The organism is Actinacidiphila acidipaludis, from assembly GCF_019890725.1.
GTDB classification, from domain to species: Bacteria; Actinomycetota; Actinomycetes; order Streptomycetales; family Streptomycetaceae; genus Actinacidiphila; species Actinacidiphila acidipaludis.
The window spans coordinates 22,088-45,547 of sequence record NZ_JAINZZ010000008.1 but is presented as its reverse complement, the minus strand read 5'-3'; the positions used below and the strand labels follow the sequence as shown (position 1 = coordinate 45,547).

22 protein-coding genes are annotated in these 23,460 nt (G+C 74.7%); 11 read left to right on the top strand and 11 right to left on the bottom strand.

Features of this window, described 5'->3' with window-relative positions; all coding sequences use genetic code 11:
• The first annotated feature begins 65 nt into the window (after positions 1 to 65).
• Positions 66 to 1,133, top strand: coding sequence for an RNA ligase (ATP) (locus K7862_RS09630; RefSeq protein ID WP_222962039.1), 1,068 nt, complete (start codon positions 66 to 68; stop codon positions 1,131 to 1,133).
• A gap of 544 nt (positions 1,134 to 1,677) precedes the next feature.
• A complete protein-coding gene (locus tag K7862_RS09625) occupies positions 1,678 to 2,919 on the top strand; it encodes a M48 family metalloprotease (RefSeq protein WP_308011920.1) in 1,242 nt (413 codons plus the stop codon).
• 187 nt (positions 2,920 to 3,106) lie between these two features.
• On the opposite strand, the gene K7862_RS09620 is transcribed toward K7862_RS09625, so the two are convergent.
• Positions 3,107 to 3,727, bottom strand: a complete 621-nt coding sequence (locus tag K7862_RS09620; RefSeq protein WP_222962037.1) for a GNAT family N-acetyltransferase — start codon at positions 3,725 to 3,727, stop codon at positions 3,107 to 3,109.
• A gap of 165 nt (positions 3,728 to 3,892) precedes the next feature.
• Between K7862_RS09620 and K7862_RS09615 the strand changes: the two genes are divergently transcribed.
• A complete protein-coding gene (locus tag K7862_RS09615; protein WP_222962036.1) occupies positions 3,893 to 4,318 on the top strand; it encodes an SseB family protein in 426 nt (141 codons plus the stop codon).
• 55 nt (positions 4,319 to 4,373) lie between these two features.
• Here the strand turns inward: K7862_RS09615 and K7862_RS09610 are convergent, their stop codons facing one another.
• Positions 4,374 to 5,921: a bifunctional phosphatase PAP2/diacylglycerol kinase family protein gene (locus K7862_RS09610; RefSeq protein ID WP_222962035.1), complete on the bottom strand. Its 1,548-nt coding sequence runs from the start codon at positions 5,919 to 5,921 to the stop codon at positions 4,374 to 4,376.
• 53 nt (positions 5,922 to 5,974) lie between these two features.
• Here K7862_RS09610 and K7862_RS09605 point away from each other — a divergent pair, with 53 nt between their 5' ends.
• The 3 genes from K7862_RS09605 (at position 5,975) to K7862_RS09595 (ending at position 9,092) form a co-directional block, all read left to right on the top strand.
• Positions 5,975 to 6,640, top strand: coding sequence for an HAD family hydrolase (locus K7862_RS09605; RefSeq protein WP_222962034.1), 666 nt, complete (start codon positions 5,975 to 5,977; stop codon positions 6,638 to 6,640).
• Between the two features lie 128 nt (positions 6,641 to 6,768).
• Positions 6,769 to 7,980: an aminotransferase class I/II-fold pyridoxal phosphate-dependent enzyme gene (locus tag K7862_RS09600; protein ID WP_222962033.1), complete on the top strand. Its 1,212-nt coding sequence runs from the start codon at positions 6,769 to 6,771 to the stop codon at positions 7,978 to 7,980.
• A gap of 110 nt (positions 7,981 to 8,090) precedes the next feature.
• Complete coding sequence (locus tag K7862_RS09595) at positions 8,091 to 9,092, top strand: MBL fold metallo-hydrolase (protein ID WP_262412907.1); 1,002 nt, start codon at positions 8,091 to 8,093, stop codon at positions 9,090 to 9,092.
• 98 nt (positions 9,093 to 9,190) lie between these two features.
• On the opposite strand, the gene K7862_RS09590 is transcribed toward K7862_RS09595, so the two are convergent.
• Together K7862_RS09590 and K7862_RS09585 are read right to left on the bottom strand one after the other, a co-directional pair.
• Entirely contained in the window at positions 9,191 to 9,841 is a 651-nt protein-coding gene (locus K7862_RS09590; RefSeq protein WP_372461534.1) for a DedA family protein, read from the bottom strand.
• The gene (locus K7862_RS09585) at positions 9,838 to 10,629 is read right to left on the bottom strand and encodes an MBL fold metallo-hydrolase (RefSeq protein ID WP_222962031.1); all 792 of its coding nucleotides are present in this window, start codon (positions 10,627 to 10,629) and stop codon (positions 9,838 to 9,840) included. The genes K7862_RS09590 and K7862_RS09585 overlap by 4 nt, the downstream gene beginning before the upstream one ends.
• 220 nt (positions 10,630 to 10,849) lie before the next feature.
• On the opposite strand from K7862_RS09585, the gene K7862_RS09580 reads away from it, so the two are divergent.
• Positions 10,850 to 12,931, top strand: a complete 2,082-nt coding sequence (locus K7862_RS09580) for a phage holin family protein (RefSeq protein WP_222962170.1) — start codon at positions 10,850 to 10,852, stop codon at positions 12,929 to 12,931.
• 21 nt (positions 12,932 to 12,952) lie between these two features.
• On the opposite strand, the gene K7862_RS09575 is transcribed toward K7862_RS09580, so the two are convergent.
• Positions 12,953 to 13,714: an SDR family NAD(P)-dependent oxidoreductase gene (locus K7862_RS09575; protein WP_222962030.1), complete on the bottom strand. Its 762-nt coding sequence runs from the start codon at positions 13,712 to 13,714 to the stop codon at positions 12,953 to 12,955.
• Positions 13,715 to 13,861: 147 nt separating this feature from the next.
• Entirely contained in the window at positions 13,862 to 14,443 is a 582-nt protein-coding gene (locus K7862_RS09570; protein ID WP_222962029.1) for a TetR/AcrR family transcriptional regulator, read from the bottom strand.
• A gap of 98 nt (positions 14,444 to 14,541) precedes the next feature.
• Between K7862_RS09570 and K7862_RS09565 the strand changes: the two genes are divergently transcribed.
• Positions 14,542 to 15,285, top strand: coding sequence for a Clp protease N-terminal domain-containing protein (locus K7862_RS09565; protein WP_222962028.1), 744 nt, complete (start codon positions 14,542 to 14,544; stop codon positions 15,283 to 15,285).
• 94 nt (positions 15,286 to 15,379) lie between these two features.
• Here K7862_RS09565 and K7862_RS09560 read toward each other — a convergent pair whose 3' ends face one another.
• Positions 15,380 to 16,111: a class I SAM-dependent methyltransferase gene (locus tag K7862_RS09560; protein WP_222962027.1), complete on the bottom strand. Its 732-nt coding sequence runs from the start codon at positions 16,109 to 16,111 to the stop codon at positions 15,380 to 15,382.
• Between the two features lie 141 nt (positions 16,112 to 16,252).
• On the bottom strand, positions 16,253 to 17,080 hold the full coding sequence (locus tag K7862_RS09555; protein WP_308011918.1) for an aldo/keto reductase: 828 nt from the start codon (positions 17,078 to 17,080) through the stop codon (positions 16,253 to 16,255).
• A 256-nt stretch (positions 17,081 to 17,336) separates the two neighbouring features.
• On the opposite strand from K7862_RS09555, the gene K7862_RS09550 reads away from it, so the two are divergent.
• Positions 17,337 to 18,077 carry an SLATT domain-containing protein gene (locus K7862_RS09550; protein WP_222962026.1) on the top strand — a complete coding sequence of 247 codons (741 nt, stop codon included), beginning with the start codon at positions 17,337 to 17,339 and terminating at the stop codon, positions 18,075 to 18,077.
• A gap of 45 nt (positions 18,078 to 18,122) precedes the next feature.
• On the opposite strand, the gene K7862_RS09545 is transcribed toward K7862_RS09550, so the two are convergent.
• Positions 18,123 to 19,949, bottom strand: coding sequence for an AMP-dependent synthetase/ligase (locus tag K7862_RS09545; RefSeq protein WP_222962025.1), 1,827 nt, complete (start codon positions 19,947 to 19,949; stop codon positions 18,123 to 18,125).
• A gap of 542 nt (positions 19,950 to 20,491) precedes the next feature.
• Positions 20,492 to 21,361 (bottom strand): LysR family transcriptional regulator, encoded by an 870-nt coding sequence (locus K7862_RS09540; RefSeq protein ID WP_222962024.1) that lies wholly within the window; start codon positions 21,359 to 21,361, stop codon positions 20,492 to 20,494.
• A gap of 94 nt (positions 21,362 to 21,455) precedes the next feature.
• Here K7862_RS09540 and K7862_RS09535 point away from each other — a divergent pair, with 94 nt between their 5' ends.
• Entirely contained in the window at positions 21,456 to 22,598 is a 1,143-nt protein-coding gene (locus K7862_RS09535; RefSeq protein ID WP_308011917.1) for a bile acid:sodium symporter family protein, read from the top strand.
• Entirely contained in the window at positions 22,501 to 23,046 is a 546-nt protein-coding gene (locus K7862_RS09530) for a DinB family protein (RefSeq protein ID WP_222962189.1), read from the top strand. Before K7862_RS09535 ends, K7862_RS09530 begins: the two co-directional genes overlap by 98 nt.
• 22 nt (positions 23,047 to 23,068) lie before the next feature.
• Here K7862_RS09530 and K7862_RS09525 read toward each other — a convergent pair whose 3' ends face one another.
• Positions 23,069 to 23,443, bottom strand: a complete 375-nt coding sequence (locus K7862_RS09525) for a hypothetical protein (RefSeq protein ID WP_222962022.1) — start codon at positions 23,441 to 23,443, stop codon at positions 23,069 to 23,071.
• Positions 23,444 to 23,460: the final 17 nt, after the last annotated feature.

The window sequence follows — 23,460 nt, the reverse complement described above, 5'->3', positions numbered from 1 at the left end:
AACTGCGCGGCGCCCAGGGGTGATCGCCGCGCACACCACGACGAACCATGGGGGAGGGCACAGCCATGTCCACACTGCGCGTGACCGCCGAGCGGCTCACGATCCTGGACCACCCGAACGCCGACGCACTGGAGCTCGCGCAGGTGGGCCTGTACCGGGCGGTCGTCGCCAGGGGCGTCTACCGGACGGGGGAGTTCGCGGTGTACATCCCCGAACAGGCGGTGCTGCCGGAGCCGCTGATCGCCGAACTCGGGCTCACCGGACGGCTCGCGGGAGCCGCGGCGAACCGGGTGCGGGCCGTGCGGCTGCGCGGCGAGCTGTCCCAGGGCCCCGTGTGCCGGCCGTCGGCGCTCGGCGGCGTCGACCTGGAGTCCGCGGCCGCCGCCGGCGAGGACTTCGCGGAACGCCTCGGCGTCGTCAAGTGGGTGCCGCCGGTGCCGATCTCGATGAGCGGCGACGTGGAGCCCGCCCCGGACCTGCTGCCGTGGACCGACATCGAGAACCTCAAGCGCTACCCGGGCATCTTCTCCGCCGGTGACCTGGTCACGGTGACGGAGAAGCTGCACGGAACGGCGTGCTGCCTGACGTACTACGCCGGGTCCGGCACCGTGCACGTCACGTCCAAGGGGCTCGGAGGTCAGCGGCTGGCGCTCAAGGAGGCGCAGGGGAACCTGTACTGGCGTGCCGTCCGCGGTTACCGACTGCCCGAACTCGCCGCCGCCCTGGCCGAGAAGCTGGGGGCCGACCGGATCGGGGTGTACGGCGAGGTGTACGGAAACGGGGTGCAGGACCTCGGGTACGGCGTCGACGCCGGCCGGGGCCTGCCGGGCTTCGCGGCGTTCGACGTGTGCGCCGACATCGGGGGCCGGCTGCGCTGGCTCGACCCCGCGTCCCTGCCGGTCGGCGAACTCCCGCTCGTGCCAAGGCTGTTCGAGGGGCCCTTCGACCTCGACCGGGTGCTGGAGCTGGCGCAGGGCAAGGAGTCCGTCTCCGGCCGCGGCCTGCACATCCGGGAGGGCGTGGTGGTGCGCACCGCCACGGACGCCTACAGCCCCGAGCTCGGCGGCCGCGCCATCGCCAAGGTCGTCAGCGACGCGTACCTCACGCGTAAGGGAGGCACGGAGTACGAGTGAAGTCCGGTGTGGACGAACGCTCTTGGGTGTGGACGTCACTCCCGGGCGCCGCGGACCACCCCTGGTCCGGGCGTCCGGGACGGGCCACGGTTCCGTTCCGCCCGGGCGCGGGATCTCGCCGCCCGCCCGCACGCCGTGGGTGTCCGGCGGTCCGGTACAGTTCCGCGCCCCGGCTGTTCGCCCGGGCAGCACGACGTCACTTGTGGGGGGAACCATGAAGGACAACGACATACCACCGGCGAGAACCGCGAGCCTCGTCTCCACCGCCGAGGACACCGCGCAGGCCGGCACAGCCTCAACTGGGCGAACGCCAGCCGCCAGCGCAGGGCCGAGCATCGCCCTGCCGCCCACGGAACCGGCACCCACGGCACCGGCACCCACCGCACCGCCGGCCTCCGCACCGCCGTCCGCCGCGGCTCCGGCCTCCGCACCGCCGGCAACCACCACCACGCGGGCCACCACCACGAGGGCAAGCACCACGCGGGCAACCACCACCACGACCGCGCGTACCCCTCAGCAGACCTGCCCCGACTGCGGCGAACCCGTGCCCGCCGACGCCCGCTTCGTGGTCTGGTGCGCCGCCTGCGGCTGGAACACCGACCCCGAGGGTCCGAAGCCGCTGAAGGGCCGCCTTCAGATCCGTGCCAAGCGCTCCGCGGACCGGCGGGGCGACCGGCTGCACGCCGACCTCGCCGCCCACGCCGGCGCGGGCGTCGCGGCACCGTCCCTGGACGCTGCGGGCATCGCGGCCCATGTCCTGGCCTGGCTGGTCCACTTGACCACCGTCGTGGTGGCCGTCACCGGCGTGCTGCTGGTCGTCCTCGGCTTCCCGGTGCTCACCCAGGTGCTGCCCGGCCTCGTGCTGCTGCTCCTCGCCGCGGCCATCCGGCCCCGTTTCCCGCGGCTGCCCCGGCACGCCGTGACCCTCGAACGCGCCGACGCCCCACGCCTGTTCGCACTGCTCGACAGCGTCGCCTCGGCGGCGGGCACCCGCACCGCCGACAAGGTCGTCATCGACGCCGGGTTCAACGCCTCGGTCACCGCGTACGGGATCCGGCACCGGCGCCTGCTGACCCTCGGGCTACCGCTGTGGCACGTGCTGACCCCGCAGCAGCGCGTCGCGGTCCTCGGCCACGAGTTCGGGCACTACGCCAACGGCGACATGCGGCGCGGCATGGTCGTCGGCACGGCCCTGAACACCCTGGCGGGCTGGTACGTGCTGCTGCTCCCGGCCGCCCGGCTGCGCCGCGGCGCCCTGGAGGCGGTGGCCCGCGCGCTGATGACCGTGCCGCGCGGCGCGGTGCTCGCCCTGCTGAGGCTGCTGGACCGCTGCACCCTGCACACGGCGCGCCGCGCCGAGTACCGCGCCGACGCCGTGGCCGCCCGGACCGCCTCCACCGAGGCGATGGTGGAGGTCCTGGACGCGCTGCTGGGCGGCGACTCCGTCATGCACGAACTGCGCCGCCAGGGCATCCTCGCCCGGACCAGGAACCGGGGCGCCGATCCCCGGGCGATCGCCGACGGCCTGTGGGCCCACCTCGCCGAGCACGCGCGGACCGTTCCCGGGCACGAGTGGGAGCGGCTGCGGCGGGTGGACGAGCGCCGGGGCCACCGGGTCCGTGCCACGCACCCGCCGCGCTACCTGCGCCGTGACCTGCTGGCGAAGGCGCCGCCGGAGCCCGGGACGGTCTGGCTCGACGCGGCGGAGGTCGCCGCGATCGACGCGGAGCTGGCCGTGCTGGAGCCGACGCTGGCGAAGGACACGCTGCGCGACCTGCATCTGTGACCTGCGGGCGGCCGTGCCGAGCGGCCGCCCGGGGAACCGCCGGGTCGGGCGGCCGCCCGGGGAAGCGCCGGGCCCGCGGCTGGCACCTCTGGACTCGCGAGCCGCCGACCCCCCGCCCCGCGAGCCGCCGAACCCCCCGCCCCGCGAGCCGCAGACGTCGACCCGCTCGCGGGCCCGGCGTCACACCTCAGCCCCGCGCGGAGTGCTCCGTCAGGCGGGCGCGGAGCCGCGCCTTGGCGTCCGGCCACTCGTCGGCCAGCATCGAGAAGAAGACGCTGTCGCGCCAGGTCACACCGTCCGAGCGCAGACAGTGCCGGCGCCACACGCCCTCGCGGACCGCGCCGAGGCGGCTGATGGCCTGCTGGGAACGCGTGTTGAGGTGGTCGGTCTTCCACATGATCCGGCCCATGCCGAGGTCCTCGAAGGCGTGCGTCATCAGCAGCAGCTTCGACTCGGTGTTGACGGCCGTGCGCCAGTACGCGCGGCCGTACCAGGTCCAGCCGATCTCCAGGCGCTCGTCGACCGTGCTCACATCGTGGTACGTGGTCCAGCCGACGGCCCGGCCGCCGCTCTTCTCCACCACCGCGAAGGCGAGGCCGCCCGCGGAGCCGGCCGCGGCGGCCACCCGGCCGGCCAGCGCCCGCAGCTCCTCCTCGCTCCGCGGCGGCTCGGCGGGCAGCCACCGCCACACCTCCTCGTCACCGCCGCCGGCGGCGAACAGGTCCGCGGCGTGGACCGACGGGTCCAGAGGTTCGAGGCGTACGGAACGCCCGTCGAGAACGATGGGCGCGGGGCTCTTGGCAACCATGCGCGCACCGTACGCGGGCCGCACCCTGCCTGGTCAACGCCTTTTCATCCCTCGGACGGCATGACCGGCGGCGCCTTGGGTACACGCGGGGTTCAGTCACCAAAGCGGACGCCGACGAACCCGATCACCGGCCACGGTGCCGGCCTGCGAGAGGAATCCCCTGCGATGACCGACAACAACCCCAACGGTGCCCTGCCCCCCGCGCAGCGGGCCCTGCACGAGATCGCGCACGGCAGCGAGAACGTCGTGGCGCTGAGCACCCTCGCGGTCAGCGACGTCCTGCTGCCGGTTCCGGGCGTCGAGGAGTACCCCGAGGGCGCGGACGGCGCGGAGGTGCCGCGTGAGATCCAGCTGCCCGTCTACGAGCAGGACGACGGCCGGCAGCTCGTGCCGGTCTTCACCTCCGAGTCCCGGATGGCCGACGCGCTGCCGGCCACGCGCAGCTACCGGCTGATCCAGCTCGCCGCGCTCAGCGGCGCCTGGCCCTCCGACGAGCTGATCCTGTCCATCGACACCGGCAGCGAGGACGCGCTCAGCATCTCCGGCGAGGGCGTCCGCGCGCTGGCCGGCCTGATCGGCGGAAGCAACTGACGGCGCTGGTCCTCCTCCGCCGGCCCCCGGGCCGGCGGAGGACGGTACGCGGCGGTCAGCCGCGGTAGACCCGCAGCCCGCCGGGCACCTTGTCCAGGACCAGCTCGGGGGGCGCGAGCGCGACCTCTCCGTCACAGGCCAGCCGCACGCCCCGGCCCGCGGCCGTCCCGCCGCCCCCACCGGTGCGGCTGTCGTCCGCGCCGCGCGCGCCGTCCGCCTCCGCGTCCGGCACCCGGATCCGCAGCCGCCGCACCGTCGCCTCGGTGTAGATCGGCGAGGACGTCAGCACGCCGGTCAGGGCCGCGCCGACCAGCCGTGTCCGGGCGAACCGTCCGCCGTCGACGATCCGCACGTCCAGCAGGCCGTCGGTGAGGTCCCGCCGCCGCACTGGGGCCAGGCCCCAGCTCGAGTAGCGGCAGTTCCCCGCGAACAGCAGCCACACCGAGCGCGGCCGGCCGTTGATCTCGACCCGCACCGGCTCGCAGGTGCGCAGCACGTGCACGGCGGCCAGCACGCTCGCCGGCCAGCTCCCGACCCGCCGCGACCAGCGCTCCCGGACCCGCACCAGGTCCGGGTAGGAGCCGATGCTGAAGGTGTTGAGGAACGGCGCGTTGCCGCCGCGGTCGGTGCGGCGGGCCACGTCCACCCGTGCCGCGTCCCCCGCCTGCACGGCCGCCGCGGTGGCCTCGACGGTCTCCAGGCCCAGGTCGAGGGCGAAGTGGTTGCGGGTGCCGCCGGGGAAGACGGCCAGCGGGAGGTCGTGGTCCAGGGCGATCTGGGCGGCCCCGGCCACCGTGCCGTCGCCCCCGCACACGCCGAGCGCGCCGCCGTCGGACTCCGCGTTCAGGGCCGCGGCCTCCAGCAGTTTCACCAGGTCGTCGTCCTCGGTGCACTCCATGACGGTCGCGCCCGGCAGGGCCGCGCGGATCCGGTCCGCGGCCGGCGTCAGCAGCGGCGGGGGACCGGAGGCGGTGTTCACCACGACGTGCAGGCCGCGGCCCTCGGGAAGTGCCGGCACGTGCGCGGGGCGGCCCGACTCCGGGCGGCGGACCGGCGGGCGCATCCCCCGCACGACCAGCGCCGCGCCGACGCCGAGGGCGCAGCCGACCAGCACGTCGCTCGGGTAGTGCACGCCGGTGTAGACGCGGGAGAAGGCCACGCTCGCCGCGACCGGCGCCAGCAAGGTCGCCCACGCGGGGGACTCGGCGCTCACCCCGGCCACGAACGCGGCGGCCGAGGCGGAGTGCCCCGACGGGAAGGACGAGGAGACCGGCTGCCGCTGCAGGCGGCGGATCATCGGCACCGCGTCGAGCAGCGGGCGACTGCGGCGCACCGCCCCCTTGCCGACGGTGTTGACGGTGAGGGAGGCCAGGGCGAGCGAGCCCAGCCCGCGCGCCGCGGCGCGCCGCCCCTCGCGGCCGCCGACGGCCGCCATCGTGCCCGCGGCCGCGATCCACAGCCGGCCGTGATTGGCCGCACGGCTCAGCCGGGGCAGCACCGGTTCGGCTCCCGGCCAGTGCCGTCCGGCGACCTCGGTGAACAGGGCGCGGTCCCACTGTCGCCAGCTCTGGCCGTTCTGGGCGGCCCTCCACGGAAGCGTCATGGCCACTCTGATACCCGGACTCCGGTCCGGCACGCCGCTGTACGCTCACCTGCGTGAACGCACACCAGGACCGGTGGCCCGAGCCCGAACTGGTCATCTTCGACTGCGACGGCGTGCTGGTCGACAGCGAGAAGATCGCGGTGAGGATCGACGCGAAGATGCTGGCCGAGCTGGGCTGGCCGATGTCCGAGGACGAGGTCGTCGAGCGTTTCGTCGGACGCAGCTACGCCGACATGGAACAGGCGATCGGCGCCTATCTGGGCAGTCCGCTGCCCGAGGGCTGGCACGAGCCGTACCGGGGCCTGTACCGGGAGGCGTTCGAGCGGGAACTCACGCCGGTCGACGGTGTGGTGACGGCTCTGGACGCGCTCACCCTGCCGTCGTGCGTGGCCTCCAGCACCTCCCACGAGGGACTGCGGCACACCCTGGGGCTGACCGGGCTCTACGAGCGGTTCGCCGGACGGATCTTCAGCGCGTCCGAGGTGGCCCGGGGCAAGCCCGCCCCGGACCTGTTCCTGCACGCGGCGCGCAGCCTCGGCGCGGAGCCGCGGCGGTGTGTGGTGGTGGAGGACAGCCGGTACGGTGTCGAGGCGGCGCGGTCCGCCGGGATGCGGGCGTTCGGCTACTGCGGCGGTCTGACGCCCGCGGAGTGGCTGGAGGGGCCGGACACCGTCGTCTTCGACGACATGCGGGACCTGGTCCGGCTGATCCAGGGCTGAGCCCGGCCCCGGGTGGGCTGAGGGGACGGGTTCGCCCCGAAGGGCGCGCGGGTTTGCCCCGAAGGGCGCGGGCGCGGCAAAAGGGGGAAGGTTGGCGCAGAGGCATCGGCTCCGCGGAGGTGCACCCCATGCGTCTCACTCTTCCGTTCGACGTACGGCCCGAGCCCGGGCTGCCCGTTCCGCCGTACTGGGACGCGCACCTGGATCCGGCCGCGGCGGCCGAACCGCCCGGCGGCGGCTCGCGACTGCTGGAGGCGGCGGGCCGCTACTGGACCCGGCGCGGACTGCCCGGGGACGCCCGCCACGCGCTGGCCGCGCCGGGCGCGGAGCTCCTGCTGCTCGCCCTGCTCGCCGCGACCGACGGCGATCCCGTCCTCGCCCGGCCCGCGCCCGCCTGGCAGGCCCCGCTGGTGCGGGTGCTGCGCCGCCCGGTGCACACCGTGCCCGCGCCCGCCGAGGGCGGCGGTGTCCCGGACCCGTTCGCGCTGCTGGAGACGGTGCGGCGGGCCCGCGCCGAGGGCGGCGCGCCGCGTCTGCTGGTGCTGTCGGCGGCGGACGACCCGAGTGGCACGGTGAGCCCGCCCGAGCTGCTCCACGAGACGTGCGAGGCCGCGGCCGAGGCCGGTCTGATGATCGTCTCGGACGAGACGTACTCCGACACGCTCCACCACCACGACACCGTGCTGCTCAGCCCCGCCGAGATGCTGCCCGACCACACCGTGGTGCTCTCCGACCTGGGAGCGACGATGGTGCCGGTCAGCGTGCCCGCCGCGCTCGCCCGCTTCCCCGCGACCGGGCACGGCGCGTCGTGGCGTGAGCGCACCGCGGCCGCGCTCGCCGCGATGCGGGCGGTGCTGCCGGGGCCGGTGGCCGCGGCGATCGGCTATGTGCTGACCGAGCCGGCCGAGGTCACCGACCGCACGGTGGCCGCGAACCGGCTGCACGCGCGCGTCGGCGCGGCCGCCTGCCGCGCGGTGACGGACGCGGGCGCGCTGTGCCGTCCGCCCCGGGCCGGCTTCCAGATCTACCCGACGCTGGCGGCCCCGGGCATGGGCGCCGAGCAGGCCGAGGAGCGGCTGAGCGCCCTGCTGGGGCGCCCGGTGCTCGGCGGCCACCGGTTCGGCGACGACCCGGCCGAGCCGCGGGTGCGGATCGACACCGGTGTGCTGCTCGGCGCCACCGAGACCGAACGGCGTACGGCACTGACCGCGCAGGACCCGCTCACGGTGCCCCATGTGGCGGCCGGACTCGCCGCGCTGACCTCGGCGTTCGCCGAGCTGGACGAGCCGCGGGCGGCTTCCGGGCCGGCCGGCTCGGGATCGCGGGGGCACGGGGCCTGACTTACGTTCGTCTGGCAGCCGAGAAAACGGAATCACGATCTCCGGTTAGCGCCGGGTGATGCGCCGGACTCTCGGACCCGATGCCGCGCGAGCGCAGACAGGGAGCCGTGATGACCGACCAGAGCGAACGCGCCGTCGCCACGCCCCGCCCGCACGGCGAGCAGCGCAGCTGGCCGCGTTCGTTCGCCGACCGGCTCACCGACCCGCTGCCGATGCCCGGGCTGCGCGACCTGGTCCGCCTGGCCCGGGAGTGCGCGGTCCGGCCCCCGGCCTCCTCGCTCAAGGACGTCGCGCAGCTGCCCGTCGAGCCGGGCCCGCTGCCCGAGGCCGAACCCGGCAGCGCGGCCGTCACCTGGGCCGGGCACGCCAGCTGGGTGCTGCGGATCGGCGGGCTGACCGTGCTGACCGACCCGGTGTGGTCGCGCCGCATCCCCGGCACCCCCGCCCGCATCACGCCCGTCGGGGTCCCCTGGTCCCTGCTGCCGCGGATCGACGCCGTGGTCGTCAGCCACAACCACTTCGACCACCTCGACGCGCCCACCCTCAAACGGCTGCCGCGCGAGACCCCCTGCTTCGTCCCCGCCGGGCTCGGGCAGTGGTTCCGCCGCCGCGGCTTCGCCCGGGTGACCGAACTCGACTGGTGGGAGGCCGCGGAACTCGACGGGGTGCGGTTCGACTTCGTCCCCGCCCACCACTGGAGCCGGCGCACCCTCACCGACACCTGCCGCTCGCTGTGGGGCGGCTGGGTGGTCTCGGACGACGCCGGCCACCGGATCTACTTCGCCGGCGACACCGGGTACGGCCGCTTCTTCCGGGACATCGCCCGCGCCCACCCCGGGATCGACGTGGCCCTGCTGCCGATCGGCGCCTACGCGCCGCGCTGGATGCTCGGGCCGGTGCACACCGACCCCGAGGAGGCCGTGCGGGCGTTCCAGGACCTGGGCGCCGCCTCGATGGCCCCCATGCACTGGGCGACGTTCCTGCTGTCCGGCGAGCCGCCGCTGGAGCCGCTGACCCGGCTGCGCGCCGCGTGGGCGGCGGCCGGACTGCCGCGCGACGCCCTGTGGGACCTGCCGGTCGGCGGCTCGCGGGTGCTGCCCGAGGACTCCTGACCGCCTCCCGGGGATCGCGGCGCCCGGCGACGCCCGGGGCAGGCCGATCCGCGGCCGCGCGAAGTCCGGCGCGGGCGCGTCCGACGCCGCGGAGCCGGTCAGTGCCCCGGGTCGGCCGCCTCCCGCGGCGGGCGGCGCAGCCGCCGCACCAGCGCGGGACCGGCCGCGATCACGAAGGTCAGGGCCACCGCCAGCGCCACCCCCTGCCACGGCTCGGGGAACAGCGACCCGCCGAGTATCCCGATCAACTGGTAGGTGGCCGCCCACGCCAGACACGCGATCACGTCACCGCGCACGAAACGCCGCAACGGCATCTCCGCCAGCAGGCACGCCACCATGACCGGCAGCCGGCCCGCCGGAATCAGCCGGGACAGCACCAGCACCGCGGGCCCGTGCTCCTCCAGTTGCCGCTGGGTCCGCTCCAGCGCGTGGTCCTCGACCCGGTCCTGCAGCTTGTGCAGCACCCGGGACCCGCTGGACGACCGCACGCCGCGCAGGCCCAGCCAGTACAGCGCGACGTCGCCGAGGAACGCGGCGAGGGACGCCACGCCGAACACCACGGCGAGCGCCACCGGTTCGGTCTGGTGGAACGCGACGACCGCGGCGCTCGAGACCAGCGCGCCCGTGGGCACCACCGGCACCAGCGATCCGAGCACCACCAGCAGGAAGAGCGTGGGGTAGCCGAACGCCTGCTGGGTGCCCTCGGTGGACGTCTGGTGCGAGGCGGCCGCCGCCAGGAAGCCGATCACCCCGCGCTCTCCCGTCCCGCGCCCTCGACCAGCACGCTCTGCCCGTGCTCCAGCCGGTGCACCGCGACCTGCGGCGCCAGGCGCGCGGCGAGCCGCACGAACTCCCCGCCGGGGCCGTGGAACTCGTGCGGCCGCACCGCGTCCATCCCGATCGGCCAGTACGTGCCGTAGTGCACCGGAACGGCCGCGCGCGCGTCCAGCAGGGCCAGCGCCTGTGCGGCGCGGCCCGCGTCGAGGTGGCCGTGGCCGAGGAACGGGCCCCAGCCGCCGACCGGCAGCAGCGCGATGTCGCAGGGCCCGACCTCCGCGGCCATCGCGTCGAACAGCCCGGTGTCGCCCGCGAAGTAGGTCCGGGCCTCGCCCTCGACGACGTAGCCCAGCGCGCGCACGCGCTGCGGGCCGTAGGGGAGCCGGCGGCCGTCGTGGGCGGCGGGCACCGCCCGCACCGTCAGGTCGCCGACGGCGTGGGTGTCCCCGGCCGACACCTCGACCAGGCGCAGCCGCCCGGCGAGCCGGCGCAGGCCGGGCACCGCCTGCCGCGCGCCGCGCGGCAGCAGGACGGTCGTACCGTCCGCCAGCCGCTGGAGCGAGCCCAGATGCAGGTGGTCGGCGTGCAGATGGGAGACCAGGACGACGTCGGCCCGGGCGGCCGAGGCGGGCGGCAGCGCGCCGCGGCGCCGGCGCAGATGCGCGAGCCGCCGGACGAACAGCGGATCGGTCAGCACCCGCACGCCGGAGTCCCGCACGGTCACCATGGCGTGACCCCACCATGTGATCTCCACCGCCACCGCGCTACGTCCCTTCCCGGTCGGATCGCCTCGTCCTGGGCCGGCGGCGCATGTCCGCGCAGCCCACGCCCGTTCCCCGCGTCGAGCGTATGCCCTCCGCCGATCAGGGCACGCTGCACCCGTGTGGCAGGGTGGACCCGTGCCTGGGCCGGGAGCGAGTCGGAGACGGGCCGCGGGCCGGAGCGCACTGCGGGCCGTCGGACGCGTGCTCGTGGTGTGGATGGTGGCCTCCGCCACCCTGGCGCTGCTGGCCTGGCTGCTGCCCGACTTCCGGATCGAGTCGCCCAGCGGCGACAGCCCCACCCAGATCGCGGTGACCGCGGCCGTCGGCGCCGGCGCCTTCGGCGTGCTCAGCGCGCTGGTGTGGCCGCTGATCGTGCGGGCCCTGCTGCTGGTGCCGGCGCTCGTGCTGGGCGCGCTGGTGTTCTTCCTCAACGGGTCCCTGCTGCTGGTCGCGTTGCGCTTCACCCCGGACGGGCGCGGCGAGGTGACGCCCGCGACGGCCGTCGTCATCGCCGCGGTGATGTCCGCCGCATCCTCCGCGACCAGCACCGCGCTCGCGGTGCGCGACGACGCCGCCTACGGGCGCCGGCTGGCCCGGCTCGCCGGCCGCCGCACCAAGCGCGCCGGGGACCTGCCGCTGCCCTCCGGGCCCGGCACCGTGTTCCTGCAACTCGACGGCGTCGGCCACGAGGTGCTGCGCGACGCGCTCACCTGCTCACCCCCGGCGATGCCGACGGTCGCCGGCTGGCTCGGCCGCACCCACCGCCTCGTGCCCTGGCGCACCGACTGGAGCAGCCAGACCGGCGCGAGCCAGCTCGCCATCCTGCACGGCAGCAACCACGACGTGCCCGCCTTCCGCTGGTTCGAGAAGGACACCGGACAGGTCATGGTCTGCAACCGTCCCTCCAGCGCTGCGGAACTGGAGCGCCGGGCCGTCGAACGCACCGGCTCCGCCGGGCTCCTGGCCCGCGGCGGCGCGTCCCGCGGCAACCTGTTCAGCGGCGGCGCCGAGCAGTCGGCGCTGGTGATGTCCGTCGCGGTGCGCGCGGGCACGTTCAGCCGGCCCCGGTCCGGCTACTTCGCGTACTTCTCCGACCCCGCGAACGCGGTGCGCACCGCCTGGTCGTTCTGCGCCGAGGTGGTCCGGGAGATCACCCAGTCCACGGCCTCACGGGTGCGCAGGGACCGGCCGCGGATCAAGCGGGGCGGCCTGTACCCGATGCTGCGGGCGTTCGCCACGGTGGTCGAGCGGGACGTCGCGGTCGCGGCCGTCGTCGGCGACATGCTGGCCGGGCGGGACGCCGTCTACGCGGACCTGGTCGCCTACGACGAGGTGGCCCACCACTCCGGGCCGCGCAGCCGCGACGCCCGCAAGGTGCTGACCCGGCTGGACCGCTCGCTCCGGCTGATCGCCGACGCCTCCCGCTACGCGCCGCGTCCGTACCGCATCGTGCTGCTCTCCGACCACGGGCAGAGTGCCGGTGAGACCTTCGAGGGCGCGTACGGCGTCCACCTCCGCGAACTGGTGCGGGCCGGCTGCGGGCTGGCCGACGGCACACGGCACGGGTCCCGCCGCCGGAGCGGGGCCGAGGCGCGGGCGGCCGCGCGCAGCGCCCTGCGGCGGCCCGAGGCGGGCCGGCGGGCCGAGGAGGCGGAGTGCGAGGGGCCGCGGTCCGAGCCGATCGTGCTGGCGTCGGGCAACCTCGGGCTGGTGACGTTCCCCGACATCGCCGGCCGGGCCACCCGGGAGGAGCTGGACCGGCGCTGTCCCGACCTGCTCGCGGTCCTCACCGGCCACCCGGGCATCGGGTTCGTGCTGGTGCGCAGCGCGGAGCGCGGGCCACTGGTGCTCGGGCCGGGTGGCGGAGAGCACGAGCTGGCCACCGGCCGGGTCACGGGGCCGGACCCGCTGGCCCCCTTCGGCGCGAGCGCGGCGGCGGCGGTGCTGCGGACCGACGGCTTCCCGCACACCGCCGACCTGATGATCAACTCGGCCTGCGATCCGCTGACGGGCGCTGTGCACGCCTTCGAGGAACAGGTCGGCTCGCACGGTGGCCTGGGCGGCCCCCAGTCCCGGCCCTTCCTCCTGCACCCGGTCGAACTCCCCGTGCCGGACGCCCTGATGACCGGCGCCGAGTCCCTGCACGCCCTCTTCGCCACGTGGCTCGCCCCCGTTTCCCCACCCGCGACCCCCACGGTCCCGATCCCGGCCCCCGCCGAACCCAGCCCCAGCTCCGGCCCTGGCTCCAACCCCAGCCCCAGCTCCAGTCCCGCCCCCGAGCCCGCGGCCCGGCCCTGAAGACGCCGGGCCCGAACGGGCTCAGGCGGAGGCGCCGCCGTCGATGACGAGGTCGGTGCCGATCATGAAGGCGGAGGCGGGGGAGGCCAGATGGAGTACGGCGGCGGCGATCTCGTCGACGGTGCCGGCCCGGCCCGCCGGAAGGGTGCCGCGCAGGCGGTCGGCCTTGGCCCCGGGGGTCTCGCCGGGACGTGAGGACATCGGGGTGTCGACCGGGCCCGGGCTGACCGCGTTGATCCGCACGCCGTCGGCGATATGGTCGAGGGCGGCGGTCCGCGACAGGGCGCTCACCGCGGCCTTGGTGGCCGCGTAGGCGCCCATCCCGGGGGCGCGCCGGTGAGCGCCGAGGTTGGAGCCGACGTTCACGATCGCGCCGCCGCCGTGCTCGCGCATGTGCCGGATCTCGTACTTCATGGACAGCCACAGCCCGGTGAGGTTCGTGTCCACCGTCATCTGCCAGGCGTCCTCGCTGATGTCGGCGACCGGGGCCGGTGCCGTGGCCACCCCGACGTTGTTGACGGCGACGTGCAGCCCGCCGAAGCGGTCGACGACGGCCGCGACGAGGCGCTCGACGTCGGGCCCCTTGGTGACGTCGGCGCTGAAGGCCGCCGCGGTGCCGCCCGCCGCCGCGATCAGCGCCACGGTCTCCTCCAGCCGGGCGGAGGTCCGGCCCGCGACGGCCACCCGGGCGCCGGCCGCCGCCAGGGCCCGGGCGGTCGCCCGTCCGATGCCGCTGCCGCCGCCGGTGACCAGGGCCACCTGGCCGTCGAATATGTCCGGCATGTCGTTCTCCTCGGTGCGTTGGGGGACGGGGTGATATGAGATCGATCGTTCTTGAAAGAGGGCGGTCGTGCCCGCGGAGTCCGCGCCGGGACAAGGGCGTCGGAGTGAGCGGTACGGGGGGTTCGGAGTCGCGGTGGCGGCCCGGTGTCAGTCCAGCAGGGTCAGTGCCTGTTCGGCCGCGTCCCGCGCGCGTTCCGCGTCCCCGCCGGCCTTGCCGACCACGCGGATCCCCTGCAGGAGCACGAGCAGCATGCGGGCGAGCTGCCGCGGGTCGCGGCCGTCCGGGAGTTCGCCCTGGGCGCGGGCGCGCAGCAGCGTCGCGGTGAGCCCGGCCTCCAGGTGGTCCCAGCTCGCCTCCACCCGGCGGGCGGCCGTCGCGTCGTGCGGCGCCAGCTCCACCGCCGTGTTGGTGACGAAGCATCCCCGGTGCAGGTCGTCCCCGGCCGCCTCGGCGGCGAACCGCCGCACCAGCGCCCGTACCGCCGGCAGCGCCGGGCCCGGCTGGGAGAGCTCCTCCAGGAGGGCGGAGTCGCGCGTCTCGCCGTAATGGCGCAGTGCCCGCAGGTACAGCTCGTGCTTGCTGCCGAAGGTGGCGTAGATGCTGGCGCGGGCGATGCCGAGGTGCTCGACGAGGTCGGCCATCGAGGTGGCCTCGTAGCCCTGCCGCCAGAAGAGGTCCAGGGCGGCGTCCAGTGCGGTCGCGGGGTCGAACTCCTTGGTCCTGGCCATGGAACGACCCTAGAAGCAAGCAGAACGATCGGTCAAGAACTCCGCTCCATCGTCAACTCGCGGTTGACGGTCCTCTATCGTCAACCTAAGGTTGACGCATGACTCGACACCCGGTACGACTCGACGACCTGATCGAGTACGTGAAGACACAGCACCCCGGAAGCGACCCGCTCGAGGACCTGGAGCACGCCATGATGCTCGCCGGTCACCTCGGCGAGGTCGCCGACCACCTCATCGGCCACTTCGTCGACCAGGCTCGCCGGGCCGGCGCCTCCTGGACCGACATCGGACAGCACATGGGCGTCACCAAGCAGGCGGCCCAGAAGCGCTTCGTGCCCAGGCTCCCCGAGGACCTCGACCTCGACCTCGACGTGGACGCCAACTTCAGCCGCTTCACCCCGCGCGCCCGCAAGGCGGTGATCGCGGCCCAGGAAGAGGCCCGCACCAGCAGGCACAGCGCGATCGAACCGGAGCACCTGGTCCTCGGGCTGCTCGACCAGCCCAACACCTTCGCCACCAACGCCTTCACCGCGCTCGGCGCCACGCCCGAGGACATCCGCGCCGCGGTCGCCACGCCGGGCACGGAGAAGAAGCCGCTGGGCGGGCACCTGCCGATCAGCCCGGCCGCCAAGAAGGCGCTCCAACTGGTCCTGCGGGAAGCGCTCCGCCTCGGCCACAACTACATCGGCACCGAGCACATCCTGCTGGGCGTGCTCAGCGACGACCAGGAGCGCAGCGCCCGGGCCCTGAACGGCCTCGGCGTCACGCACGACCTGACCGAGCAGTGGGTGGTCGCGGCGCTGGCCGAGTACACGATGGACGACAGCGGCTCCGGGAAGTGACCGGCGGCGGGGCCGCGTCCCCGGCCGGGCCCCAGGCCGGGATCCGGGCCCTCGCCTGCGGACCCGCCGCCCCCGCGCCCCAGCCGGTGCGTCGCTACGCCTCCTTGCGCAGCGCCAGCAGGCGGTACACCGGGTCGGCGCGGGGCACCTCGGGGTCCGGCAGCATGGTCAGCTCATGCGCGAGCAGCGAGGACTGATCGCCCGTCAGCGACAGGGCGGAGGCGAAGTACCCCCGGGCGACCCGCTGCGCGACGTCGGACGGCGCCCAGCCCTGCCCGTGACCGGTGAAGCGGGCCTCGCCCGCGCGCCGCAGCCCGTGCTCGGCGGCCACCGCCATGACCCGCGGGGCCGCGTCGTGGGCGTCACTGACCCGGTGGGGCGCCAGCAGCGCGTCCACGTCGCTGTGCACGTCATGACTGGCGTCCTTGTCGACCGTCGTCACGTACACCCCGCCCGGACGCAGGACCCGGGCGCACTCGGCTATCACCGCGGGCGCGTCCGGGAGCAGGTGGAGCAGCCACACCGAACTCACCGCGTCCAGCGAGGAGTCCGCGAACGGCAGCCGCCGGCTGTCGCCGAGGACCACACGCGAGTCGAGCCGGCCGGCCGCCACCCGGGCCATGCCCGCCGACGCGTCGGCACCGAACACCAGCAGCCCCGGCCGCGTCATCCGCTCGGTGACCAGGCCGGTGCCGCATCCGACATCCAGCAGGGTGGCGGCCCGCCCGGGAATCAGCGCGAGTACCGCTCGTGCGGCGGACTGCGCCCGGGGGACGCCGCCGCGCGTCGCGTCGTAGCGCGCCGCCTCGATGTCGTAGTCCAGCATGTGGGACATGCTAGGGGTGCCGGGTGAACACAGGTTCACCCGGCACCTTGCGATGCGGTGACACCCCCGGGCGGCGCCCCACGCCCCACCGCCCGCACGGACTGCTGCCCGCCGCCCGCACGGACCGCGGACCGCCGTGTGTCAGCCGAAGTGGTCCGGGTCCGGGCCCAGCCGCGTCCCGTCGTCCAGACCGGCCAGTTCGGCCATGTCCGCCTCCGTCAGCGCGAAGCCGAAGACGTCGATGTTCTCCCGGATGCGTTCGGGTGTCACCGACTTGGGGATGACGACGTTGCCCAGCTGCAGGTGCCAGCGCAGCACCACCTGGGCCGGAGTGCGGTCGTGGCGCGCCGCGACACGGGCGATCACCGGGTCGTCCAGCAGCCCCTTGCCCTGGCCGAGCGGGGACCAGGCCTCGGTGGCGATGCCGTGCTCCGCGTGCACCCGCCGCAGTCCGGCCTGCGGGAGCCGCGGGTGGAGCTCGATCTGATTGACCGCGGGCACCACGGAGGATCCGCCGATCAGCCGGTCCAGGTGCGCGGGGTGGAAGTTGGACACGCCGATGGCGCGGGCCCGCCCGTCCGCGGCGATCTTCTCGAACGCCCGCCAGGTCTCCCGGTAGGCGTCGCGCGCCGGCTGCGGCCAGTGGATGAGGTACAGGTCCACGTAGTCGAGGCGGAGCTTGCGGAGCGAGGCGTCCAGCGCGCGCAGCGCCGAGTCGTACCCCTGGTCGTTGTTCCACAGCTTGGTGGTGACGAAGAGCTCCTCGCGCGGCAGCCCGGAACTCGCCAGGGCCTTGCCCGTGCCCTTCTCGTTGCCGTAGGCGGCGGCGGTGTCGATGCTGCGGTAGCCGGCCTCCAGCGCGGTGGTCACGGCCTTCCGGGCGTCGCGGTCCGGCACCTGCCAGACGCCGAAGCCCAACTGGGGCATCTCGACACCGTTGTTGAGGGTGACAGCGGGAACCTGTGACACGAGCGGACGATCCTTACGTGGGTGGGACGGGTGTGCGTCGGGGCCGGGCGGCCCCACCGGGCACGGTACGGAGTCCGCCCCGGACCCGCGGCCGCGCCCCGGGACACCGGTGCGGCCCGGCGGCCGCGCCCCCCCGGGAGCCTGCTCAGAACCCACGGGTGCAACCCCGCCGGCCGATGCGCGCATTCCCCGTACCGGGCAGCCCGCGGAGCCGATAGCCTCCGTCACGTTCGGCACGAGGGGGAACGGGGATCCGATGACAGGCCGGGACGACACGGCGCCGGCGACGGCGAGCACGGCTCCGGGCGCGGCAGGCCGGCCGGCTCCGGCGGCGGGCGTCACGACCGCGCCGTCCACGAGTCCGCGCATCCCGCGCCCGGGCCGGGACCTGGAGTTGCGGCCGTTCCCCGACATCGGCGCGGACAGCCCGGCCGCCCAGCGCGAGGCGCTCGCCCGGCTGCGCGCCTGGGCCGAGCAGAGCGCCGAGGACGCCATGGACTGGTACCTGCGCGACAAGAGGCGCAAGCGCACGGCGTCGCGGCTGCTGCAGGGGCTGGCCATCGGGTTCGCGGTCGCCGGGACGGCGGTGCCGCTCGGCACGGCCGCGGCCGGGGGCGGCGGACAGGGCTGGGGCTACGTGCTGCTGGCCGTCGCGGCCGGCTGCAAGGGATTCGACCACTTCTTCGGTGTGTCCTCGACCTGGATGCGGGACATCGGCGTCGCCCACGCGCTGCGCGGTGAACTCAACGCCGTCCGGCTGGAGTGGGCGACGGACGTGCTGCGCGCGGGTCCGGCCGGTGCGACCCGCGACCCGGACCTGCCCCTCGAACCGGCGGAGGTCGAGCGCCAGTTGGCCCTCATCGCCCGCCTGGTCGGCGCGGTGCGCGGTCACATCGAGGCGGAGACCGGGGACTGGCAGGCCGAGTTCAGCGCCTCCACCCGCCAACTGCACGACCAGGGCGCTCTTCCGGCGGCGCGGAGCACGCCGGGCGGATGACCCACGAACGCCTGCTGAGGGCGTGGCACCCGTGGCGCGCGGCACTCAGGGGCCGTACAGGGCCTCGATCTCCTTGGCGTACACCGTCTCGATGACCCGCCGCTTGAGCTTCATCGACGGCGTGAGCGTGCCGCGCTCCTCGGAGAACTGGCCGGCCAGTATCCGGAACGTGCGGATCGACTCCGCCTGCGAGACCAGCGTGTTGGCGGCCACCACCGCCCGCCGGATCTCCTGCTCCAGATCGGTGTCGTGGACCAGGTCGGCCGCCCTCAGATGCGGCTTGCCGCGCATCGTCAGCCAGTGCTTGACCGCGTCCGGGTCCAGGGTCACCAGCGCGGCCACGTACGGGCGGTTGTTGCCGACCGCGACGCACTGGGCGACCAGCGGGTGTGCCCGCACCTTGTCCTCCAGGGCGACCGGCGACACGCTCTTGCCGCTGGTGGTGACCAGGATCTCCTTCTTGCGGCCGGTGATCGTCAGATAACCGTCGTCGTCCAGCGTCCCGATGTCCCCGGTGGCCAGCCAGCCGTCCCGCAGGACCTCCTCGGTGGCCTTGTCGTTGTTGAGGTAGCCCTCGAAGATCTGGCCGCCGTGCAGCCAGATCTCGCCGTCCTCCGCGATCAGCACGGTGGTGCCGGGGACCGGCTGGCCGACGGTGCCGAACCGGGTCTGCTCCGGGGGGTTCGCGGTCGCCGCGGCCGTGCTCTCGGTCAGGCCGTAGCCCTCGTAGATGCTCACACCGGCGCCGCTGAAGAACAGCCCGAGGCGGCGCTCCATCGCCGAACCGCCGGAGATGCCGTGCCGGACCTTGCCGCCCATCGCGTCGCGCACCTTGCTGTAGACCAGCTTGTCGTAGAGCTGGTGCTGCATCCGCAGACCCGCGCCGGGACCCGGGCCGATACCGAACGCCTTGGCCTCCATGGCCTCCGCGTGCCGCACGGCGATGTCCACGGCCTTGTCGAACGGGCCGAGTTTGCCCGACACCTCGGCCTTGCGGCGGGCCGCCTGGAAGATCTTCTCGAAGACGTACGGCACGGCCAGCACGAACGTCGGCCGGAACGCGGCGAAGTCCGGGATCAGATCGGCGGCGACCATGCTCGGCTGGTGGCCGAGCCGGATGCGGTGCCGGATGCAGGCCACCTCGACCATCCGCCCGAAGACGTGGGCGAGTGGCAGGAACAGCAGCGTCGACGGCTCCTCGCCGGGCTTGTTGGCGAACACCGGCTCCCAGCGGGCCACCACGTTGTCGCATTCGGCCATGAAGTTGGCGTGGGTGAGCACGCAGCCCTTGGGGCGTCCCGTGGTGCCGGAGGTGTAGATCAGAGTGGCGACCGCGTCCGGCGTCACCGCGAGCCGGTGCCGCTCCACCACGTCGTCGCCCAGATGCCGGCCGGCCTGCACGAGTTCGTCCACGCAGTCGGAGTCGAGCTGCCAGAGCCGGGTGAGCCGGGGCAGTTCGTCCACGGTCGCGCCGATCGTCATGGCGTGGTCCTCGTGCTCCACGATCGCGGCGACCGCGCCGGAGTCGTGGAGCATCCACCGCACCTGCTCCGACGAGGACGTGGGGTAGATCGGTACCGACTGCGCGCCGATCGCCCAGATCGCGAAGTCGAAGAGCGTCCACTCGTAGCGCGTGCGGGACATGATCGCGACGCGGTCCCCGAAACGGATGCCCTCCGCCAGGAGGCCCTTGGCCACGGCGACGACCTCGTCGCGGAACTGCGCGGCCGTCACGTCGAGCCATCCGCCCTGGCCGTCCGCGCGCCCGAGCACCACCTGGTCGGCGTGGCTGTCGGCGTTGCCGAAGACGGCATCCGCCAAGCCTCCCGCCTGAGGCGTGGTGACCAACGGGGGGACGGTGTACTGGCGCAACGGGTGTTCTCCTAGGACCGCACGGTGCGGGCCCGTAAGCTACCCGATCCTCACAGGAAGCGGGAGAGCCACCGCGCGACCGCCCATGATCGGCGTATGCCCAGGTCGGCCCTTGGTTACGCATGAGTAGGCGGATCGGGGACCGTCGCGCTGCGCTGCGCGGCGCCGTCCGGGGAGGGGTATCTCCACCAAATCTGCCCGGGCTGGTCACGGTCGCTCCACCCTCTGGGTTCCCACCCGCCCCTTTCGCCCCACCCGTCCCATGCTCGAACGGACATCCGGAGGCGGTCGGCGGGGCCGTTCGCCGGCCGTTCGCCGGGCGGTCCGGGGGGTGGTCCGGAGGGTCGTGCGAGGGGGGTCCGCCGGCTCGTCGGAGGGCGATCCGCGGAGTGGTCCGCGTGCGGCATTCCGGGCGGCCGCGCGGATCGTGTGGGGCGCGGGGCCGCCGCGGCGGACGTCCCGGGCGCCGCTCGCCACCGGCCGGAATCACGGAATCACGCGATCACGCGATCACGGAATCACGCGATCACGCGATCACGGTGTCACAGCGGACGCTGCAGACGGTCCCCGCTCGCGAGGATCGCCTCCGCCAGCGCGTCCGCGGCCGGTCGCGCCGTGGTGTGGCGGCGGCCGTCGAGCAGCACGAAGTCCACCGCGCCGAGGTCCGGCAGCGCGGCCGCCCTGGCCGGCAGCCGTACGAGCCCCGGCGGGACCAGCCCCTGCGCGTGCGCCATCACACCCAGCCCCGCCCTGGCCGCCGCGACCAGTCCGCTCAGCGAACCGCTGGTGCACGCCACCCGCCAGGTGCGGCCGTGCCGCTCCAGCACCTCCAGCGCCCGCGCCCGGGTGATGCCCGGCGGCGGGAACACGATCAGCGGCACCGGCCGCCGCGGATCGAGCCGCAGCCGTTCACTGCCGATCCACACCAATCTGTCGCTCCACACCAGCCGGCCCGGGCCCTCCGGCCCCTGGCGTTTGGCCAGGCAGAGGTCGAGTCGGCCGGCCGCCAGCCGCTGGTGCAGCGTGCCGGACAGCTCGACGGTCAACTCCAGGTCCACCTCGGGGTGCTCGCGGCGGAAGCCCTCCAGGATCTCCGGCAGCCGCGTCAGGACGAAGTCCTCCGACACCCCGAACCGCACCCGCCCGCGGGGCCGCGTCCCGGCGAAGAAGCCGGCCGCCCGTTCGTTGGCCTCCAGGATCGTGCGCGCGAAGCCCAGCATCGCCTCGCCGTCCTCGGTGAGGTCCACGCTGTGGGTGTCCCGCGCGAACAGCCGCGCGCCCGCGGCCTCCTCCAGCCGCCGCACGTGCTGGCTCACGGTCGACTGCCGCAGCCCCAGCCGCTGTGCGGCCTGCGTGAAGCTGAGCGTCTGGGCGACGGCGAGAAAACTGCGCAACTGCACCGGATCGAACACAACCCCAGCGTAGGCCGTGTCATCGCGCAACGTGATGACAGTCAGAGCGGCCACCGCCTTTCCCGATCACCATCCGCCCGCGCATGCTGGACCGGTGCCACGAAAAGCCGCGGTCCTGTCCCGCCTGCCCCTCGATCCGTACATCGCGGCCCTGCTCGGGACGGTGCTGTTCGCCGCCCTGCTGCCGGCAACCGGCGGCGGGGCGAGGGTCGCCGGCACGGCCGCGAACGCCGCCGTGGCCCTGCTGTTCTTCCTCTACGGAACCCGGATGTCGACCCGTGAGGCGATCGACGGCCTGCGGCACTGGCGTCTCCATCTGACCGTGCTCGCGGCCACCTTCGCGGTCTTCCCGCTGCTGGGCCTGGCCGCCCGCGGCCTGGTGCCCTACGTGCTGTCCCCGCAGCTCTACACCGGCTTCCTCTTCCTGTGCCTGCTGCCGTCCACGATCCAGTCGTCCATCGCGTTCACCTCGATCGCCCGCGGCAACGTCGCGGCCGCCGTGTGCGCCGGCTCCTTCTCCAGCCTCGCCGGCATCATGCTCACCCCGCTGCTCGCGGCCCTGCTGATCGGCGGCAGTGCGGGCATCAGCGGGCACGCCGTGCTCGGCATCGCCGGCCAGCTCCTCGCACCGTTCCTCGCCGGGCAGGTGCTGCGGCGCCGGACGGCACGTCACGTCGCCGAGCACCGCACGGTGCTCGGACTCGTCGACCGCGGCTCGATCCTGCTCGTCGTCTACGCCGCCTTCAGCGCCGGCATGGCCCAGGGCATCTGGCACCAGGTGTCCCTGCCCCGGCTGGTGGGGCTGCTGGCCGCCGAGGCCGTGCTGCTCGCCGCGATGCTCACCCTGACCGGGCAGGGCGCCCGGCGCCTCGGCTTCGACCGGGCGGACCGGATCACCGTGGTGTTCGCCGGCTCGAAGAAGAGCCTGGCGGCCGGACTGCCCATGGCCGCCGTGCTGTTCGGCGGCGGCGCCGGGCTCGCGGTGCTGCCGCTGATGCTCTTCCACCAGATGCAGCTGATGGTCTGCGCGGTGCTCGCCAAGCGCTGGGCCCGGCAGGGCGGCGCGGCGGTAGGTTGGCGCGATGAGCGGGACGACGGACCAGACAGCGCGCCGGACGGCGGATCAGACGGACCAGCACGTGAGCCCGGAGACGGGCGAGGCGGCGAGCGGCGCCCCGGTGTCGCCCCCGCGGGGGAGGGGCGGCGACCTGCGCCCGCCGGAGTCCCGCGCCGATGAGAAGGCGACCCTGCTGACCTTCCTCGACTACCTGCGCGAATCCGTGATCCGCAAGACCGAGGGCGTTCCGGACGAGGTCGCCGGCACGCCCGCCGTGCCGTCCGGCACCAGCCTGTTCTGGCTGCTGCGGCACCTCACCGCGGTCGAACTCAACTGGTTCCTGTGGGCGTACGACGGGCAGGACGTGCCCCTGTGGGACGACGACCCCGCGCCGGACGCCGGCGGGACGCGGGACGAACTGGTCGCCGCCTACCGGGAGGCGGTCCGCCGGGCCGACGCGGTGGTCGCCGCCTGCGACGACCTCGACCGGCCCGGCGCCCGCTCGCTGCGGGAGACCGCGCCGCCGACCATGCGGTGGGTGCTGGTCCACATGATCGAGGAGACCGGCCGGCACGCCGGGCACGCCGACATCCTGCGGGAGCTGTACGACGGGTCGGTCGGGCGCTGAGGGCGAGTCCGGGCGCGGCCGTTCACAGCCGGACCGCGGCCACCAGCAGGACGAGCACCGACCACGACGTGAACAGCCCGTAGGCGAACAGCGCCTTTCCACGGTCGCCGAACCGCACCTGGCGGGTCAGCACCCAGCCGAAGAACAGCGCCTCGGCCGCCGCGCCGGCCACACCCCAGACCGGGTGCCAGATCCCGACGAGCAGCGCCACGGTGGTGAGGGTGTGCAGCACCCCGGCGGCCGGCACCACCCAGGCCGCCCGCCCCTCCCGGAGACCCAGCCGGGTCAGGCTGTCCAGGCGTTCCACGCCGGGCCCGAACCGGGTGAGCGCCGCGAGCGCCGACGGCACGACTTCGAGCAGCAGCAACGACGTGAGGACGGCGCTCAGCGCGAACAAGCGGAACTCCAGGGCGG

Bases quoted from the DNA above. Each gene is read 5' to 3' on its own strand.
- K7862_RS09630 (WP_222962039.1), top strand. From the start codon at position 66: ATGTCCACACTGCGCGTGACCGCCGAGCGGCTCACGATCCTGGACCAC.
- K7862_RS09620 (WP_222962037.1), bottom strand. From the start codon at position 3,727: ATGGTTGCCAAGAGCCCCGCGCCCATCGTTCTCGACGGGCGTTCCGTA.
- K7862_RS09615 (WP_222962036.1), top strand. From the start codon at position 3,893: ATGACCGACAACAACCCCAACGGTGCCCTGCCCCCCGCGCAGCGGGCC.
- K7862_RS09610 (WP_222962035.1), bottom strand. From the start codon at position 5,921: ATGACGCTTCCGTGGAGGGCCGCCCAGAACGGCCAGAGCTGGCGACAG.
- K7862_RS09600 (WP_222962033.1), top strand. From the start codon at position 6,769: ATGCGTCTCACTCTTCCGTTCGACGTACGGCCCGAGCCCGGGCTGCCC.
- K7862_RS09595 (WP_262412907.1), top strand. From the start codon at position 8,091: ATGACCGACCAGAGCGAACGCGCCGTCGCCACGCCCCGCCCGCACGGC.
- K7862_RS09580 (WP_222962170.1), top strand. From the start codon at position 10,850: ATGGTGGCCTCCGCCACCCTGGCGCTGCTGGCCTGGCTGCTGCCCGAC.
- K7862_RS09575 (WP_222962030.1), bottom strand. From the start codon at position 13,714: ATGCCGGACATATTCGACGGCCAGGTGGCCCTGGTCACCGGCGGCGGC.
- K7862_RS09570 (WP_222962029.1), bottom strand. From the start codon at position 14,443: ATGGCCAGGACCAAGGAGTTCGACCCCGCGACCGCACTGGACGCCGCC.
- K7862_RS09565 (WP_222962028.1), top strand. From the start codon at position 14,542: ATGACTCGACACCCGGTACGACTCGACGACCTGATCGAGTACGTGAAG.
- K7862_RS09560 (WP_222962027.1), bottom strand. From the start codon at position 16,111: ATGCTGGACTACGACATCGAGGCGGCGCGCTACGACGCGACGCGCGGC.
- K7862_RS09550 (WP_222962026.1), top strand. From the start codon at position 17,337: ATGACAGGCCGGGACGACACGGCGCCGGCGACGGCGAGCACGGCTCCG.